Source organism: Neorhodopirellula pilleata, from assembly GCF_007859915.1.
Taxonomy (GTDB): domain Bacteria; phylum Planctomycetota; class Planctomycetia; order Pirellulales; family Pirellulaceae; genus Rhodopirellula; species Rhodopirellula pilleata.
Window position 1 is genome coordinate 212177 of record NZ_SJPM01000007.1, and the last position, 20773, is coordinate 232949.

General features: G+C 56.3%; 6 protein-coding genes. 5 read left to right on the forward strand and 1 reads right to left on the reverse strand.

Annotation, left to right across the window (positions count from 1 at the left end; all coding sequences use genetic code 11):
• Positions 1-156: 156 nt before the first annotated feature.
• Entirely contained in the window at positions 157-12108 is an 11952-nt protein-coding gene (locus tag Pla100_RS17525) for a dockerin type I domain-containing protein (protein WP_146578992.1), read from the forward strand.
• Here the strand turns inward: Pla100_RS17525 and Pla100_RS17530 are convergent.
• Entirely contained in the window at positions 12105-13250 is a 1146-nt protein-coding gene (locus Pla100_RS17530; RefSeq protein WP_146578993.1) for an AraC family transcriptional regulator, read from the reverse strand. The two genes, Pla100_RS17525 and Pla100_RS17530, sit on opposite strands and share 4 nt — an antisense overlap.
• A 125-nt stretch (positions 13251-13375) precedes the next feature.
• Here Pla100_RS17530 and xylA point away from each other — a divergent pair, with 125 nt between their 5' ends.
• From xylA to Pla100_RS17555, 4 genes are all read left to right on the forward strand, one after another.
• Positions 13376-14692, forward strand: coding sequence for a xylose isomerase (gene xylA, locus Pla100_RS17535; RefSeq protein WP_146578994.1), 1317 nt, complete (start codon positions 13376-13378; stop codon positions 14690-14692).
• Between the two features lie 89 nt (positions 14693-14781).
• Positions 14782-16233: an arylsulfatase gene (locus Pla100_RS17540; RefSeq protein ID WP_146578995.1), complete on the forward strand. Its 1452-nt coding sequence runs from the start codon at positions 14782-14784 to the stop codon at positions 16231-16233.
• A gap of 196 nt (positions 16234-16429) precedes the next feature.
• On the forward strand, positions 16430-19609 hold the full coding sequence (locus Pla100_RS17550) for a sulfatase-like hydrolase/transferase (RefSeq protein WP_146578996.1): 3180 nt from the start codon (positions 16430-16432) through the stop codon (positions 19607-19609).
• Between the two features lie 565 nt (positions 19610-20174).
• Positions 20175-20768, forward strand: a complete 594-nt coding sequence (locus Pla100_RS17555; protein WP_146578997.1) for a flavin reductase family protein — start codon at positions 20175-20177, stop codon at positions 20766-20768.
• The last annotated feature ends 5 nt before the right edge of the window (positions 20769-20773 follow it).

Consider the following 20773-nt stretch of genomic DNA (forward strand, 5'->3'; position numbering starts at 1 on the left):
AGGCCAGCTAAGGGGAATTGGGCTGGGTTTCGGCGGCGTGGGCGTTCCGACGCTTGCTTTTGGTGGTCCGTCAGACTTTACTCGGGGGGATCAATTGCCCGACCATTACTGCCGTTATTGTTGAATCTTTTCGATTCACTCACCCAGGACGTCTCGATGCCCCTCCGTCCCCCGTTTTGTCGACCGATTCTTTCCAATAACGTCCTTGAGCCTGGTCGCCGATCCACGCGAAAGCGTTCGGATCGCCCACGCCGATCGGGCGAGAAGAGACGCTTAAAGCTCGAGTCGCTCGAAAGTCGGCGGTTGTTGGCCACCGATGTGATGATCGGACTGAATGGGGACCCGGGTTCCTACTCTGAAGATGTCTCGGGACTGACCGTCACCTTTCGCCCGACGACCGCTGGCGTTGATAACGTCCTTGGCACCCCTGACGATCTACCCCAAATGTCGGTCAGCGTCAGCGACATAACAGGGTTGCTCGAATCCGGTTTCAACGTGGTAATTGAAACCGACGAACCCGGTTCGACTAATACGGGTGACATCTTGTTTCAGCAGATCATCAATCCGAACGGATCTGACCGAGTCAGCTTGCGCTTCAACGCCGCCGGCAGCATCATTGTCGACACGGGCGGTTTGGATGTCGTCAGCGGTCAAGTCGACCTGACCTTCAACGCTGATCGCGACGGAACCGGTGGAGGCAACATCGAGATATTCTCAGGAGTCGCCATCGACACAAACAGCGGCGACGTGGTGTTCGGCGGAGGAGCAGATCCGTTGTCGACGCCCGCCCGCGGAACGTTGAACCGTTTGGCGGGGGTGAGTATCGGTGGTTCGATCGATACCGGCGGCGGCAGTGTGTCCATTCGAGGTGCTGGTGATGCGGCGGGAGGCGGCGACGGGGTCGTCATCAGCTCAAACGCTTCGATCAATTCCCTTGACGGATCGATCAGTATGACCGGAACCGCAACCGCCGGCATCAACGGTAGCGGCGTCGGGGTTTTAGTAAACGCGGCATCGATCAACACGTTGAATGGTCCCATCACTGTCGTGGGAACGGGAGCAGGAACGGGAATTGATCATGACGGCATTCGCATGATCTCCGGTGCCACCATCGCGAGCGGTGGTGACGGCAACATTCTTCTGACAGGGACAAGTGGCGTCGGGATCAATTCGAATTCCGGTATCGTCTTGGAAGACAATTTAACCTCGATAACCGCTCTGAATGGCAACATCTCGTTGGTTGGAACCGGGCGCGGCAGTGGCCAGAACAACAACGGCATCTCGGTTCGATCCCGACCAATGATCAACGCGATCGGTACCGGTTCGATTTCGCTCACCGGCATCAACGAATCAGGGACCTCGTTCAATTATGGCGTTGCTACATCCGGTTTTGGCAACGTGATTCGCTCGGCCGGCGGTGGCGTCACCGTGTCCGGAACCAGCAACGGTACAACGACGTTCAATCATGGCGTGTCGTTATTCGACACGACGCTGGAAGACACCTCAACTGGATTGGTGTCCATCACCGGAATCAGCGGCCTCGGTACCGACGACAATCGCGGTGTCGCGATCGAGGAATCTTTGGCAACAGTACAATCCTCCGGTGGTGGTGTTTTGATCGAGGGAACCGGTCGTGGCAGCGGCAACAACAACCACGGAGTTGCCGTTATCAATTCGGCGGTTCGTGAATTGTCAACCGGCACGATCACGATCAACGGCACTTCTCAAGCAGGCGGAGCGAACAACGACGGATTGATCATCGACTTCAGTACCGTCGCTGCCGCCGATGGCAACATCAGCCTCACCGGTGCGGGCAGTGGTACAGGTGACTCCAACGACGGCGTATTGGTCAACTTTGGTTCCAGCATTGGCAACAGCGGCAACGGTAGCATCACATTGACCGGCCAAAGTGGTCAGGGCGTTTCCAACAATCGCGGCGTCGTGCTCCAATTTGATGCGAGACTATCTTCAACCGGAAGCGGCAACATCTCGCTCAACGGAACGACCAGCGACCCCGCCGGTACGGCCATTGCGATGCTAACCGAACGGCCAAGCGGATTCATCGCGACCGGCGGCGACTTCATCGCGTCAGCCACGAACGGCCAACTCAGCACGCCCGCGTTGGATGCTCCCGTCAGCGACCTTGTATCGGCCAGCAACATCCGTCTGGGCGGGACGACAGACATTGGTGGCCAGATCAATGGAGTCGCTGCGTCCGGCTTCTTTCCCATTTCGGGTGATCTGCAACTCGGCGGTGCCGATACGTTGAGTATCAACGTCGATGGTTTGAGTGCCGGATCCGATCACGATCAGCTTCTCGTGACCGGTGGGGTAAACCTCGGCAATGCAGCATTGAATCTAACGGGGAACATTGCGTCCAATCTTGGGCAATCGGTCACGATCATCGCCAACAATGGGATCGCGCCGGTCAATGGTGTCTTCGCCGGACTACCCGAGGGAGCCAGTGCTCTGATCAACGGTTTGATCTTCAACATCAGCTACGTCGGTGGTGACGGCAACGACGTGACGCTGACGCAATCCGACACCTTGACGATCCTCGGCGACGGTGCGGACGAACAAATCGAATTGATCGCCGGCCCGACTGGATTGGGCGTCGTCCGAAACGGAAATGCGTTTGGGACCGTGTTGAATTCGAGCTTCCAAGAGATCGCCGTTGATCTTAGTGGCGGCAACGACGTGTTAACCATCGACTTCACCGGAGGCAATCCCATCCCAGCCCGCGGCATCGCTTTCAATGGCGGCGTTGGTGGCAACGATTCGATGGAATTCGTCGGTGGCAATGCGACGACCGTTAGGCACTCGTTCCTCAATGCCAACGACGGCACCGTGGATATCGATTCTCGCTTGATCAGCTACGTGGGCTTGGAACCGATCATCGATAACCTGAGCGCGGCCGACCGAACCTTTGAATTCTTGGGTGGAGCTGAAACGATCACGTTGGGTGACGATGCCAACGCAATCGGTCGTAGTCTGATCGACTCATCTCTCGGTGAATCGGTTTCATTCGCCAATCCGGCTTTCTCGCTAACGATTCTTGCCGGTGACGGCGACGACACGATTACCGTCAACACACTCGACGCGGGCAACACCGCCGGGCTGATCATCGATGGAGGTGACGGAGCGGCGGATCAATTGATCATGAACAACGTCGACATCGACACGAATCAAAACAACCGCGGCTTGCGGATCACGGAGATGGAGACCGTCGGCATTACCGGCGGCACGATCGCGGACAACCAATCGCCTCGGGGCGGTGGTATTTATATAACCAACTCCACGTCCGGCACGACCACGACCGCGACGATCGATTCGGTCACGATTGTCGACAACCGGGTCACCACCATCACCTCAGGCGGCGGTGTCTACAATGAAGGTGCCGATCTCACGGTCACCAATAGCACCATCTCAAACAACGCCACACCGGGACGCGGCGGTGGCATCTACAACTTTCAAGGCACGCTGATCGTTTCCAATACGACCATCAGCGGTAACCAAGCCGGATCGAGTGGCGGTGGGATCGAGAACGACAACGGCAACGTTACGCTCAATAACGTGACCCTCGGCGGGATCGCTCCGGCGGACGGCAACACGACGCCGATCAATGGCGGCGGCTTGCACGCCACGGGTGCTTCAAGCCAAACGACGATCAACGGCGGTTTCATTCAAAATAATATGGCTGGCGAGGAAGGCGGTGGTTTGTGGAACGGCGATGGCATCATGACCATTGACGGTACTAGAGTTGTTGAAAACAGGGCGAATGCGGCGAACAACTTTGGCAACGATCAGGGCGGCGGTGGCATTTTCAACATCGGCGGTAGCCTCCAATTGACCGATGCGTTCTTGAACCAAAATAGCGCCAACGCCGCTGGCGGTTCCGGTGGTGGATTGCTCAGCGACGGTGGCGTGGTCAGTATTTCGGGTACGGAGGTAATGAACAACAACCGGTATGGTTTGGCGTTGATCAATGGAGTCGACGCGACGATTCTTTCCAACACGTTTTCCGGCAACGTCGACGCGGACGTCTCCCAGTTGGGCACCACGGGCGACGATGTTTTTGACGTGACGGCGACGTTGATTTCCGATGGCGTTTCTTCCACGACGATCGACAACACAGTCGGTACATTTCGACTCGCGACGCTTGACGGTCTTGACACTGTCAATGTCTCGGGAGGCTTGAACGCTCAATTTCAGATCGATGGTGGTGATCCGATCAATTCCCCTGCGGACATCCTCAATCTGAATACGCAGAACAATCCTCTGACGATCAGTCCAACGTCGTTCTCGATCGCCGGTATGGCGGCATTCACACCGACCAATTTCGAGACGGTAAATTTCGTGAACGTGTTCGACGTGACAATCGAAGCTGACGCGAATGCGAACGACATCGGTCTGTTCGTCAATGGCCCCAACACGGAAGTGGTCATTGATGGCCAAACCGTTTTTTCGCAGTTCACCGGAGTACTGGCTTTTATGGTCATCAACGGCACCGACGGAGATGACGTCTTGACGATTGATTACACGAACGGCAATCCATTGCCGGCGGGCAGTTTGACGTTCAATGGAGGCGTCGGTGGCAACGACTCGATGGTGATCACCGGCGGCAGTGCGACAACCGTCACGCACTCTTTCCTCAATGCCAACGACGGTTCGGTCGATATCGACGGCGGGCTGATCAGCTACGTCGGCTTGGAACCCATCGTCGACAGCCTCGACGTGGTCGATCGAGAGTTCAACTTTTTGGGAGGCGATGAAACGATCACGCTGAGCGACGAAGTTTTCGCCGCTGGTAGCAATCGCATCGACTCAACACTTGGTGAGTCGGTATCATTCCTCAACCCGACCGGCTCGCTGAGAATCAATTCGCTCTTCGGTGACGATGTGATCGACTTCGACTCGCTCGATGTCAACTTTGGGGCGTCGATCGATATCAATACCAGCGAGGACACCGTCGTATTCGATGCCAACCTTCGCCTCGGTCAGTCGTTGAGTTCCTCCGGCGACCTGACGATCAATGCCGGTGTGATCGATATCCAACAAAACGCACGAATCGACACCTCATTGGCGACTGGGATCGGTCAAACCGGGAATGTGACGCTGCAAGCCAGCCGAAACATCTCGCTCAACAGTGCGATCATCGTGACTCAGGACGGAACCGTCATGATCAACGGCGGCTCCGGTGCCAACGCCTCGGACAACTTCACCGGCATCTCAATTGATAGCAGCTCCATCGAAACGATGGGCACCGGAGATATCAACTTGACCGCGAACGGCTCCAGCGATGGAACGACGTCAGGCCAGATTGGCTTGCTTGTCAATGAGACCTCCATCGGCGCGAGTGGTGGTGGTTTCGTCCAGTTAGGAGGGGTTGCGGGCGCAGGGTTGGACGGAAACGTCGGCGTGCATATCCGTGGTAATTCTGACGTGTTTTCGAATGGCGGTGGCGTCACGGTCAGCGGGACTGGAGCGGGTACCGGCTTGAGTAATTTTGGCGTTCGAATTGCTCCGGGGCAAATTCGCGACACCAGCGATGGCAACGTTACCGTGGATGGTGTGGGTGGCGACGGCACCGATTTCAACCACGGTGTGAGGTTAGAGTCAGACGCAGGTGGACTGACTCGAATCAATGCCAACCTGGGAAGCATTCTCGTCAGCGGGTTCAGTAGTGGTACCGGCACTGCAAATGATGGTATCTCGGTCACCGGTGACGTGGACATCGTCAATCAGTCAACCGGTTCGATTGATTTGATCGGAACCGCCGGAGCGGGTGGGTTTGCGATGAGCTTGGACGCCCCTGCTTTGAATGTGGTGGCCTCCAATGGCGTCATCAATGTCACCGCTAACGCGGGACGTATCGGCACCTCGAACTCCCAGTTCGCGCAAACTCTGCTCAGTGGCGACGGAGTCAACGTCACCGGCGAGCTAACGATCGGGGAATATACCGGCAGCCTTGACCCAGATTTCGGTGTCTTGACGATCTCTGAAAACCTAAGCTTCGACCCATCGAGCACGCTGACGATGCAAGTCAACGGAACCGCGGTAGGAACCAACCAAGACCAGTTGATCAAACTAGGCGGCGGCCAACTCGAACTCAATGACGCCACGTTGAATCTCAGTGGCATGATCGCCTCGAGTCCCAACCAATCATTGACATTGATTCAAAACGACGCACCCGATGCGATTGTCGGCACGTTCGCCGGACTTCCCGAGGGTGCGTTGATTGCAATCAATGGATTGAACTTCGCGATCAGTTACGTCGGTGGCGATGGCAACGACGTTGTGCTGACCGAAGTGATCTCCATTCCCGCGACAATTCTTGTGACCACCGCGACGGACGAGAACGACGGGACATTCGATCCCGGAACCGGTACGGGCACGTCGCTGCGAGAGGCTATCATCGCGGCCAACTCCGATCCGGGGCTCAACATTATCACGTTCGCCCCCTCACTCAACGGAGTGCCGATTGTTCTAACGATCGGCGGAACGGGCGAAGACGCTGCGGCAACAGGCGACTTAGACATCACAACCGAGATAGTGATCCAGGGTAACGGACCGACCAACACCATCATCGACGGTGGGGTACGGTTTGACATCAACGGGAACATTACCACCCCCGGTTTCGGCGATCGGGTATTGGACGTGCTCGGTGGTGGCAGTCTGAGCCTGAGCCAACTCATGGTGACCGGTGGCCAGACGGTGAACACCTTTGCGGACGGTCAAGGCGGCGGGATTAACTCGGACTTTGGAAGCACTCTCGCGATTACGGGTTCGACCATTTTAGGAAACATGGCATCCACAAATGGAGGCGGCATCTTCGTGTCCGGCGGATCGTTATCGATCCAGGATTCCACGATTAGTGGGAACGCGGCGGGTGAAAGCGGAGGCGGTGTGTATGCGGATGGAGCGGCGTTGATCCTTTTCAATTCGACCATTTCATCGAACGTGGCCAACGGTAGCGATAGCGGAGGCGGAGGCGTTTATTTACTTGGCGGTGGCGCTGGCAGTCCAGCCTTCTCGATCACCGACACCGACTTTACCGGCAATACCGCCAACTCCGGCGGCGGTGGATTGGAGATCGTCGACAACGCTGGCTCGATCAGTGGGGGTGAGTACGCGAACAATACGGTCGGTGGTGGCGTGTTATCGGCCGAAGGTGGCGGTGCGATCGTGATCACTGCGGTGGACTCGACTAGCTCACCGGCGATTACGATCGACGGAGTCGAAATCCGTAATAATAACGCACCGGCGGGCGGTGGGATTGCCTTGGTGAATCCGAATCTGACGATCTCGAATTCATTGATCGAACTCAATCGCGCAGACCTCATCGCAGGCCAAGGTGGACTCGGTGGCGGGATCGCCGCGACCGGCGACAGCAACGGGGGAAGTCTCTCGATCCTCAGCAGCGATGTACGGAACAACGTCGCCGAATCGAGCGGCGGTGGCATCGTGGCCGGTGGCATTGATCTGAGCGTGACGGACACGAACATCTCCTTCAATGAAGCCAACGGCCTCGCTGGCGGCATCGGTTTGCAAGGAACGACCTTCGCCCCCTCGTTGACGCTTAACCGCGTGACCGTCAACAACAACATCGCCGGGGCCGATGGAGGTGGCATCGGAGCGATCGACGCCAACATCGATTTCACCAACGTCACGGTCACCGACAACGAGTCACTCGGCGGAAGCGGGGGCGGTCTCTTCTACCAAAACTTCGGCTCGTTCGCGGCCAACAGCCGCATCGCGTTCTCAACCTTCGCCAGCAATGTCGATCCATCATTCAATTCGAACATCGATGCGGAAGGCAATTCCATCGACATGTTCGCGACGTTGTTCGCCGACGGGATCGGAGTCTTCCGCGGCGGATTCACGTTCAATTCGCTCGGCTACAACGTCAACAACTCGACCCCGCCCGGACTCGATGATCCGACAGACATCGTCTCGTTCGACACAACCCTGTTGCCGCTCGCGGACAACGGCGGTCCTGTTCGCACTCGCGCTTATGTGCTTACCGATGAGGTAATCGACCGAGTTCCTGTATTCAATGTTTCGACGGACGCCCGCAACGTTCCACGCGTCGGTATCGGTTCACCCAACGCGGATGTGGGAGCCCTCGAGGTCGCCGAATACGTCCTCCCATTTGCATCGGCAAACGAGGGCGACGGGACGGTAACGTTTGGTTTGGGGTTAGACAGGATCGTCCCCGAACCGTACGCCTTGCAAGTTCAATTCACTGATTCGTTGATCGGCAGCAACTTGAATCCGGCTACGCGAGGTGTGGACTACAACGCAACGGATACGACGCTGAACTTTTCCGCCGGGACGGACCAACTTCAGTTTGTGACTGTCAGTCTTTTGGAAGATCAGCTTGTTGAAGGCGATGAGTTCATTTTTTACTTGGTATCTCCGGCATCGCCCATTACGACTTACGCTTACAATGACGTCGTCCGAATCACCGATAATGACACCGCACTGGGCATTGGCGGAAACATCTTCGTCGACAATGCTGGTGAAGTACTAGCCGATATCGCAAGCCAAAATAACGGAATCCGAGACAGCGGTGAATTGAATTTCTCCGTCGGCAACAACCCGATTGTTTTCTCGTTGTATCGCGTGGCAGACCCCGCGATCGGATTCCAGGGAGCAAGCGTCGATACCCTGATCGCTTCGACGAGTAGCTCCACCGGTAGCTACCTATTCGACCAGGACGACCAGGGGAATCCGCTCGCCTCGGGTTCTTATGTCGTTGTGGTGGATGAAAATCAACTCAATACGAATGGGCCTCTGTTCGGCTTCATCAGTAGTTCGATTCAGGCTAGCAATCCGGATCTTCCTGATCAAAACGATGCCTCGCTCGTTCCCGGCATCGGATTAGTCAGTTCCGTGATCGACTTGAGTCCCGGCGGCGAACCGGACGTGAGCGTTGACGGAACCGACACGAATATCAACAGTACCGTCGACTTCGGCGTATTACCAACCAACGACCTGCGAATCGACACAAGTCTGGTGGTCGGGGCGTCGGATCTCACTCCCGGCGGAAATGCGAGAACGACGCTGATCGTTGAGAACCTTGGTCCGCTAACAGCGACGAACGTGGTGGTGACACAAATCATTCCGCCCGGCTTGACGCTTAATCAAATCACTCAAGCGGGATCTCCGATTTCAACGATGGCCACAACGGTTACCTTGCCCAGTGGTGAGGTGCGGCCCGCTGCGACGTTTACCATTGATACGTTGGACGCAGGAGCGTTGTCCAATTACGAGGTGCACTTCGATATCGGCATTGATGTCTCGAGTTCTGTTAGCAGCCAAGTGAACGTCCGTGGTTTTGAAGTCGAAGTAAGCAGTGACCCGACCAATCCAAGCCAAGATCCGTTCCTCAATAACTTGGCGACAGCTTCAATCGACCTAGTTCCTCGTTTTGTAACTTTAACGACCGGTTCGGGCGACGGCGACCTCACGATTGAATTGGACGGGTTCGGTAACTTCGGCAGTCTATCGGGACTTTTTGAACAGTTTGATCCGATTGGTTCCGCCGGTAATCGCTCCGTCATTTTTGAATCCACCATCGGGCTCCGGATCGGAACCTCGGGAAATCGTGTTTTGTTCAATGATTCGGCGAGCCAAAGTCAAGTCACTATGTTCACAGCGACTTCGAATGTCGCAATAAGTCGTTTAAGCGTCGAAGGATTGGATATCGAATTGACGCAGGAAGTCCTTCCCACCACTGCGGTCAGTGGAGAACGATCTGGGTCGCTCTTGAATCAGACCTATCGGGTATCCAATCCGACATCTTCGCCGATTACCGTCGATCTCGTCAGGCTTCTTCATGCCGACACAGCCGATGGCGTCTTCGCAGACGGAGGTGGTTTTACTCGTGACTCTAATGACAATTTAACTTTGTTTGTTAAGGATCGAGGCGGGCCTGAATTGGACTCTCAGACCTTCGTCGGGATCAACGATGACGGCGGAACCACGTTTGAGCAAGATCGATTTACCGTAGACGAGTTTGGAATCGTCCGCCCCATCGTGCAAAGCGGCGACCCGCTCAACAATGCTGTTCGCAACGATTCCAATCAAGATGGATTCGTCGATCGGGGATCGGAGTACGATGTCGTCAACGCGATGCGGAGGGTACTAACCATTCCCGCCGGTGGATTCGCCGACTACTCCACAACAACCACATTTGGTGGTTCGCCGTCTGACGCCAGTTTGTCTGGTCAAGTGTTCTGCGATGCCAACCAGAATGGCCAAGACGATCAGGGCGAGGGAGTGGGACTGGCAACGGTCTTCGTTGACATCAACCGAAACGGTCTGCTTGACGACGATGAACCGCGAACTTCTACCGATTCATCGGGCAACTACGCTTTCGATCAGTTGTCCTCCGGCGACGCACGTGTAGTGTTGATGATCCCGCAAAGCTGCGGATTGCCCGGTGAGTTGGTGGATGTGCCGACGTCGATCAGCTTGGGCGATTTGGTTCGCGACATCATCGTCGTCGACCTCGATCGGGACGGGATCGATGATTTGCTCGCGGTGAATGACCGCGGCGAAGAGTTGCTCGTTTATCCTTCGACGTCAGGCGGTGTCGATGGTGTCCCTCAACGCGTTTCGCTAACCGGACGGCCTCACGCGATCGATGCTTGGACCGCACCCTCGGATCCTAGCAATGCTACCTCGATTCCTCAAACTCATCTCGCCGTCGCCACGGTGGGCGGTGGGACGATCCTCGTCGACAACGGGAGCAGCGGAAGCAATAGCGGAAGCAGTGTGCGTCCAGGATTCGGAGCGGTGTTCGGTTTCGACGGATTGATCCCATTCGAAATCCCGAATATGGGTGACGGACCGATCGACGTGTTGGTCAACGACTTTGACGGCGACAACGAACCGGACTATGTCTCGGCGGCATTCCGTTCCGACGAGTTCTGGATCAAACTCAGCAGTCAGCCGGAATCTCAATTGCTCGCCACGGGTGAAGACCCCGTCCAAGTCGAAACGGGCTATTTCAATGATGACTTGTTCCTCGATCTGGCGCTCGGCAGCCGAGGCTATGGGAACGCGCCGGGCACGGTGCAAATCTTCTTCGGAAAAGACCCGACCACGATTGACATCGTTGCATCGTCATCGGTTGATCTTGCCGCGAGGTTCGATCGCGGTCCGGTCTTCTCGGTCGCCGGAAAACTCTCCAGCCTCGCCAGCGGCAATTTGTTGAGCGGTGATTTCGTCGGAAGTGGCGTGTCTGGTTCCGTCTCACGCGACGAGTTGATTGTTCTGGATCAGAGCGGTCGCTTGCTTGTGGTTGGCAACGACGGCGGATCGCTAGGAATCTTGGAATCCGTTCAGCTCCAGCCAGGCACGAGCCGGGTTCATGTGGGTGACTTCGACGGCGATTTCAATGATGACGTTGTCGTCGTGCGTTCTGAAAACGTCGTTTACGACCGTGACCAAACCCCAGTCCAGGCAACCCTCAAGCCTGGGGAAATTGATGTGTTGCTTGGCGACGGTAGCGGTTCGCTTCCGAGTGGACATTCGAACTATTTGGCCGGTTCGGTCGTCGACGTAGCGTTCGGGGATCTTGAAGGATCGGGCAACGAAGGGCTGGTCCTCGCCAATCGCTCCGGAACCAGCGGAAGTAACGCGGGTGGCACGACGTTGATTCGATTGGGATTAGACAAGCGAGACGTCTTCATTGACCCCAGCGTTACGGCGGAAGCCCGATTCTCGCCTTCAGCGATGTTGACCCGGATGGATGTAAACGGGGATCGTGTCATCACGGCGGTCGATGCCTTGAACATTATCAACGAGTTGAATGCACAAGAAGCGAGTCAGCCCGCTGCCGGTCAATCCGAACCGCTCGGGGGAACCACCTTGGTGTTGGATCTGGGAATCGCGACGGACGTTAGTGGAGATGGTCAAACCACGCCGCTCGATGCGTTGATCGTCATCAACCATCTCAACGCCGAAAACGCGATTCTGGATGTCGCGGCGGAACCCTTGTCGATGTTCGTTGCCGAAGCGAACGCCAACTCGGAAGAAGACAGCTTTGATGACGATGTCATTGACGCGATCATGGCCGAAGTGGGAGGGCTGTTTTAGCGTTTGCGATAATCGGTCGGCGTGGTGCCGGTTTCGCGTTTGAAGGCCGCCGTCATGTACTCGACGTATTCGAAACCGGTGCGTTCGGCGATTTGATGGATTGTCAGTTCGGTTTCTTGCAATAACTCTTTGATGCGGTTGATGCGGACACGCTGAATTTCCTCGTGCGGCGTCCGCGAAAGCCACTTCTTGAAACGGTGTTCCAACGCCCGACGAGACAACGAAACGTTTCGCAACACGTCCGCGACGCGGATGTTGGCCGTCGCATGACGCCGGATGTATTGCAAGGCCTTGGCGATTTCCGGATCATCAATCGCCAGGATATCGGTCGACTCTCGAACACGAATGCCCAATGGTTGGGTTAGCAGCGGTTGCTCGGTTGAAACACGTTCGCCCGACATCATTCGGTTGAGCAGGTCGGCCGCCTCGTAGCCAGTGCGACAAGTATCGGGAATCACACTCGATAGAGTTGGTTCGCATAACTCACAGATCAATCGATCATCGTCAACTCCCAGTACCGCAACTTCGGCGGGCACGGCGATGTCCAATTGACGGCAAACGTCGAGGATCTGCTGCGCTTTGAAATCATAACAACCCATGATGGCGATCGGTCGCGGGAGTATTCGGATCCAATCGATCAGTTCGCGACGTTCTCTCGCCAAGTCATAGGTTTCGTCGTAACGACCGATCGAATCGAGTCGAAACGTTTCGCATCCCGCCGACTCGGCCAAGCCGCAGAAATGATCTCCGCGCTTGCGCGACCAAGCAAAGCCGGCATCGCCACAAAACGCGAGCCGACGATAACCTCGCTCGACGAAATGGTCGACCGCGAGTTGCGAGATCGCACGGTCCTCCGTGTCGGCCCATGGCACGCCTTTGACGTGACGGGCAGCACTGAGGTCCACGATCGGAACTTGAAACTCGCGAAGTTGGCGACCGATGTCGTCGGTTTCAATTCGGGCGATGATCCCGTCGCCTGCCCAATTTTTTAGCCACGGCGGAGGCGGCGCACCGCGTTCCTGTTCGGTCAGATGAACCGACCAATTTCCGCATTCTTTGGTGTAAGCGATCACGCCTTCGAGCAGCCCGCGACAGTAGCCGTTGGATGTCTCGATCAACAGGGCGACGGACTTGCGTTGCATGGTACCGGAGAATGGGTATGTGAAATATCTCCGATCAGTATGCGCGATATCTACTGGAATTTCGAGATTGACTCGGGATAATCACCGAAAATAACTCCGTTTGCCCCATTCCCCACGTGAGATCCATGACTGCTTTTCCCGAAGTTTCCAAGATCCGTTACGAAGGCCCGCAATCGAACAACCCGCTGGCGTTCCGTTGGTACAACCCGGACGAAGTCGTCGCGGGCAAAACGATGAAGGATCAACTGCGTTTCGCCGTGACGTATTGGCATACGTTCCGTGGAACAGGAGCCGATCCGTTCGGCGGCGGGACGATGCATCGCCCGTGGGACGATGGTACGGAATCAGTCGAGAACGCCTGCAACCGTGCTCGCGCCGCGTTCGAGTTCTTTGAAAAACTCGACGTGCCCTACTACGCATTTCACGATCGCGATGTGGCCCCCGAAGGAGGAAGTCTTTCTGAAACCAACGCGAACCTCGACGCGGTCGCGGCCGTGCTCAAGGAAGAGCAACAACGAACCGGCGTCAAGCTGCTTTGGGGCACCGCCAACATGTTCAGCAACCCACGTTTCATGCACGGCGCGGCAACGACCTGCAACGTCGAAGTGTTCGCCTACGCGGCCGCTCAGGTCAAGAAAGCGATGGAAGTAACGAAAGAACTCGGTGGCGAGAATTATGTCTTCTGGGGAGGTCGTGAAGGCTATCAGTGTCTTTACAACACCGACATGAAACGTGAACTCGATCACCTTGGGCGGTTCTTCCACATGGCGGTCGACTACGCCAAAGAAATCGGATTCACCGGCCAATTCCTGATCGAGCCGAAACCGAAAGAGCCGACCAAGCATCAATACGATTCCGACGCGGCGGCCTGTTTGAACTTCTTGCGGTCGTACGATCTGACCGATCACTTCAAGCTGAACATCGAAACCAATCACGCGACCCTTGCCGGTCACGAGATGATGCACGAACTCGAATACGCTGGCATGCAAGGAGCCCTCGGGTCGATCGACGCCAACACGGGTGACCTGTTGCTCGGTTGGGACACCGACCAGTTCGCGACCAATTATTACTTGACGACGCAAACGATGTTGGTGCTGCTCAAGTACGGACTCGGAACCGGAGGCGTGAACTTCGACGCCAAGGTCCGCCGAGAAAGCTTTGAACCGATCGATCTATTTTACGCCCACATCGGTAGCATGGACGCATTCGCCCGCGGCTTGAAGATCGCCGCAAAGATCATCGAGGACGGTGCGTTGCAGCAAATCGTCGACAATCGCTACGGAAGTTGGAACAGCGACTTGGGCAAGAAAATCGAAAGCGGCAATGCGAGCTTCGCTGATCTCGAATCGTTGATGCTCGACAAAGGCGACGCCAAGCCGAACACGAGCGGTCGACAAGAGCTACTCGAGAACATCGTCAACCGTTATTTCGATATCGCGTAAACGATTCGAATCATCCCACCGACGTGGGATCATCAGCTAGAATGTCGCGGCAAAGCTTCGACTTACTTACCTAGCGATGAACGAGACTCATGAAACGCAACTTTTTCCTGCTTTCGCTGTGCTGTTGGATTTTTGTCAGTTCGTCAACGTCGGCCCAATCACCGCGTCCGAACATCGTCTTCATTCTTGTTGACGACCTTGGCTATGGTGACCTCGGTTGCTATGGCCAAGAACTGATCCAAACGCCGAGGCTCGATCAAATGGCGGCCGAAGGCATCCGGTTCACCGATTTCTACGCGGGCAACACCGTGTGCGCGCCCTCACGCAGCGTCTTGATGACGGGTCAACACATGGGGCACACTCATGTGCGTGGTAATGCGGGCGGACCGGATATGTCCGCTCAATCCTTACGCGACGAAGACGTCACCGTCGCCGAAGTTTTGAAATCGGCCGGCTATCAAACCGGCTTATGCGGCAAGTGGGGATTGGGCGACGAAGCCCCCGGTGGCCGCGAGGGGTTGCCGCGTCGACAAGGGTTCGATTTCTTCTACGGTTACCTCAACCAAGTTCACGCTCACAACTACTACCCGGAATTCTTGTGGCGAAACGAACAACGGGCGGAACTGGGCAATGTTGTTCAGCGGGTAGACGGCTCCTATGGCGGCTTCTCCGGCGGCTGGGCGACCCAGAAAATCGCCTACAGTCATGATCTGATCGCGACGGAGGCATTGGAATTCATCCAAACCAATGCGTCGACGGAGCCCGACCGGAAGCCGTTCTTCTTGTACCTTTCGCTAACGATTCCTCACGCTAACAACGAGGCCACGAAAGGCGTCGGTGATGGTCAGGAAGTGCCCGACTACGGCATCTACGCCGACAAGGAATGGCCCAACCAGGATAAAGGCCAAGCCGCGATGATCTCACGCATGGACGCCGATGTCGGACGCATTTTGGATTTACTGAGTGAACTCGGCGTCGAGAAAGACACCGTCGTGATGTTTTCGAGCGACAACGGTCCTCACAACGAAGGCGGACACAACCCCGAACGATTCGATCCCAACGGACCGTTGCGGGGCATGAAGCGTGATCTTTCCGAAGGCGGCATTCGCGTGCCGTTGATCGTCCGTTGGCCCGGCACAACGCCGGCCGGCACCACGTCCGATCATGTCGGTTACTTCGGGGATTTGATGGCCACGGCTGCGGAACTTGCCGGTGCGACGCCGCCCGCGAACATCGACTCGATCAGTTTTGTCCCAACGATCTCCGGCCGGCCCGAACGCCAGCAAACACACGACTACCTTTACTGGGAGTTCTATGAACAGGGCGGTAAGCAAGCGGTCCGCAGCGGCAATTGGAAAGCGATCCGCATGCCGTGGATGACGGGCAAGACTCAATTATTCGATCTGAGCCAAGACATCGGGGAAGCCCACGATGTAGCGAACGAACATCCCGGCGTCGTCGAAGCAATGGAAGCGAGGATGGCCGAGGCGCACCAACCTCATCCCAATTGGGAACCGCGTGGTAAATCACCACGATCGTGACGCATGTTGCAAGTCGCCACCAATTCTTCCAGGCTCGGTGATACTTGCGGTCTGGTCATTTAGTCGTATACCGAATGACAAGAATTAGCCGATGGGCGTTAGCCCCGGTTGGCGTCCGATTAACCGCCGCTAACGCGGTACGGCTAATTGAATCAACAGCCCGCTTGCGCCGGTTCCTCCAATGCCGATGACAGTCATGAAACAAATCTTATTTTTTGTTCTAGCGATTTCCACGTTCACGTCAGTCGTCAACGCAGAAGATTTTAAGCGTCCCAACGTTCTGTTCATCGCGATGGACGACCTGAACGACTGGATCGGATGCTTGGGCGGACACCCACAAACAATCACGCCAAACCTCGATCGCTTGGCCGCCAGCGGTGTGTTGTTCACCAATGCTCATTGTCCGGCACCGGCTTGCAATCCTTGCCGATCGGCCGTCTTCACCGGACGGGCACCCAATCTTTCAGGGCTGTACGACAATCGCCAAAAGATGCGTGAGGTGATGCCGAGCGACGTCATCCTGCCTGCTTACTTTCGTGAGCACGGCTACCACGCCTCCGGTTCGGGCAAGTTGTTGCATTACTTCATCGATGCGGGCTCATGGGACGAATACTTTCCCAAAGCCGAATCCGAGAACCCGTTTCCGCAAACGTTCTATCCGGCCGAGCGTCCGGTCAACCTCAAACGGGGCGGCCCGTGGCAGTACGTCGAAACCGATTGGGCGGCGCTCGATGTGACCGACGAAGAGTTCGGCGGCGATTGGTCGGTAAGTCGTTGGATCGGCGAGCAATTGAGCCAAGAGCATGACAAGCCGTTCTTTCTCGGCTGTGGCCTTTATCGACCGCACGAGCCGTGGTTTGTTCCCAAGAAATACTTCGAGCCGTTTCCGCTTGAAAGCATCCAACTTCCGCCCGGTTATCGCGAAGATGATTTGGACGATGTGCCTGACCCCGGTCAGCGTGCCGCCCGCAATCGCTATTTCGCCCACATCCAAGATCAGGGCCAGTGGAAACGCGGCATTCAAGGTTATCTCGCCTCGATTCATTTCGCCGACGCGATGCTCGGTCGCGTCCTCGACGCATTGGAATCCGGACCCAACGCGGACAACACGATCGTCGTGTTGTGGTCCGACCACGGGTGGCAACTCGGCGAAAAAGAACACTGGCAAAAGTACACGCCGTGGCGGGCTGTGACGCGGGTTCCGTTGATGATTCGCGTCCCGACGTCAATCAGTTCCGCATTGCCCAGCGGCACTATTGCAAATAGCATTTGTGACGCGCCGGTGAATCTGCTGAGCCTGTTTCCTACGTTGTTGGAATTGTGTGACTTACCCAAAAAGGAAAACAATGATGGCCCGAGCCTTCTGCCGTTGTTAGTTGACCCGGCAACGGAAAATTGGCAACACAACTCGGTGACATTCCTTTCGACGCCGGGCAGCTACGCGATCAGCGGCCGGACACATCGCTACATTCATTACGCGGGCGGCAGCGAAGAACTTTACGACATCCAAGCGGACCCGTTCGAGTGGACCAACTTGGCGGCCAAGCCCGAATCATTGAGTCGCCCATCGCAAGATCAACTGGCGGCGTTTCGCACTGGTGCGCCGCAAACATTCGCGTCACCAATCGAGCCATCAGTCGAATCACTCGCCAAATTAACATGGCACACCGCATCGTCGGAATCAGTTCCCGCATCCAAACCGGATGGCAATCCGTTTCCAGTCCATTTTATCAATCGCCAGCGCGGCGCGGTTCAATTGCATTGGTCCGACCGTGATGGCAACGCCCAACCCTATGGCACGATCGAACCGTTACAAACCAAAACGCAATCGACACGTCCGGGTGCGGTTTGGTCGATCACGGATTCCGAATCAAAAGTCACGCTCGGCCATTTCGTGATCGGCGATCGAACCGCGCAAGCGGTCATCCCAGCGACGAAGCCGAATGTGATCGTGATCTTGACCGACGATCAAGGTTGGGCGGATTTGGGATGCCAAGGCCAAGTCGATGACATTCGAACACCGCACATCGATGCGCTCGCCGGTCGTGGGGTTCGCTGCACGGCCGCCTACGTGACGTCGCCGCAGTGCAGCCCATCGCGCGCCGGTCTGATGACCGGTCGATATCAACAACGATTCGGCGTCGATACGATTCCCGATATGCCGCTGGCCACCGAAGCGGTGACCATTGCCGAGCGTTTGCGACCCCTGAGTTATCGAACTGGTTTTGTCGGCAAGTGGCATCTGGAGCCGAACATCCTATGCGTCGATTGGATGCGTCGCGAACTTCCAACGATGGTCGACCAGCCTCGCGGTCAACGACGCATTCCTTGGGATAAGATCCAGCCATACTCTCCGGCCGCTCAAGGGTTCGATGAATACTTTTGGGGTGAACTGCAGAACTATCGCGTCAACTACGAGCTTCCTCGTCCCGGCAACCCGCCTGAAGGTCAAGACAAGCTAACTACCGAATCGTTATTGCTTCCGTCCATGAAGGTGATCCGAAACGATGACTTCCGTATCGATGTGCAAACCGAGGCGGCGGTATCGTTTATCGATCGAAACGATGAGACGCCGTTCTATTTGCAACTGAACTATTACGGTCCTCATACGCCATTGGAAGCGACCGAAAAGTATTTGCAACGCTTCCCTGACGACATGCCGACGCGACGACGATACGCCTTGGCGATGATCGCGGCGATCGATGACGGCGTCGGCCGAATAGTCGAGCGATTGAAACATCACGGGTTGCTTGACAACACGCTGATCGTCATGACCAGCGACAACGGGGCGCCGCTGAAGTTGACCAAGCCCGATACGCCGATCGATGGTGACATGGGCGGCTGGGACGGATCGCTGAACGAACCTTGGGTCGGCGAGAAAGGAATGCTGTCCGAAGGCGGGATCCGCGTCCCCATGATCTGGAGCTTGCCCAGTCAATTGCCCAGCGGAACGACATACGATTGGCCCGTCAGCACGCTGGACATCGCACCGAGCGTGCTGAAGTTAGCGGGCGGGGACCCGACCACCGTCGACAACGAACTCGACGGATTGGATTTGATTCCCCGAGTGAACGACATTCAAAATCCCTCCACCCGAACGTTGTATTTTCGTTTTTGGGATCAAGCCGCCATTCGTCGTGGCAAGTGGAAATACCTCTTTGTCGGCGACGGACGACGTTTTCTATTTGATTTGGAAAGCGATCAACACGAGCACCGCAACCTGATCGAAGACCACCAAGAACTCGCCGGCAAACTTCACCAAGATTTACAAACGTGGTGCACCGAACTGCGGCCCGCTGGCTTACCCGACGGCAAGAAAATGCGGGAACGCAATTGGTATGAGTTTTACTTCGATGCGAAGCCGCTCGGCGAGTAACGGGATCGGTAGGCGAGGCAAGTCGAAACACGCAGAGTATTGGCACCGTCGTCTTGCAAATCCGAAACCACATCCTGCCGTCGCTCCGCGACTCCCGAACCGTTTCATACTCATCGTCCCCATGCTCACGCATGGGGCTAACTGCTACCGTCGCTCCGCGACTCCCCGGCCGTTTCATGCACATCATCCTCCAGCGGCGGAGCCGCGACAGCAATTAGCCCCATGCGTCAGCATGGGGACACCGGAACAAAACGAATCACCAAGCCGCGGAGCGGCGACACATCCTGCCGATGCTTCACCTAGTCTCAGTCAAACGATACTCGCAGATCGCGTTGCCCGCGAAAACGGCCGCTTGCTCTTGTCCGCTGAAGATTGTATTGAAGGTTTTCGCGGGCCCCATTCAGCCCAGCAGCAACGGCATTCCTGTTCGATTTGTGCATCTTCTTTGATTTCGATGTTTATGCGATGGTTCACGTCGTTGTACTATTCCACGATCATATCGCGATGAACAAAGCCGTCGACTGAATTGGCCATCGTATCTTCCACTCTATGTGAGTCTTAATCCATGAACATCTCGCCCGGTGACGTTTCGATGCGTCGGTTTTATGAAGCGATGGTGGCGGTGATTACGCCGCGGCCGATCGCTTGGGTGTCGACGGTCGATGCGGCGGGGACGTGTAACTTAGCCCCGTACAGCTTTTTCAACGGTGTCGGGGTCAATCCGCCGACCTTGATGTTCTGTCCCGCCAACCGGGCCGACGGTGGGCCCAAAGACACGCTGGCCAACATCCGCGCCGTTGGGGAGTTTGTTGTCAATATCGTCACCGAACCGTTCGCCGATGCGATGAAAAAATCGGCCGACGAAACCGGACCCGACGAAGACGAATTCGTGTTGACCGGTACCGACAAATATCCGTCAACTCGCGTCAAGCCGCCGCGTGTACGATATGCTGCTGCGGCGATCGAATGTGAATTATTGACCGCGATGCAACTCGGCGTCGGACCAGGTGGAGCAAACCTCGTCGTCGGGCGGATCGTTTCAATTTACTTGAACGATTCGATTCTCGATGCCGAAGGCAACCCGGTTCCCGAAAAGGTCAATACGATCGGCCGAATGGGCGGCCCGACCTACACCAAAACCAACGAGCGGTTCTCATAAGTCCG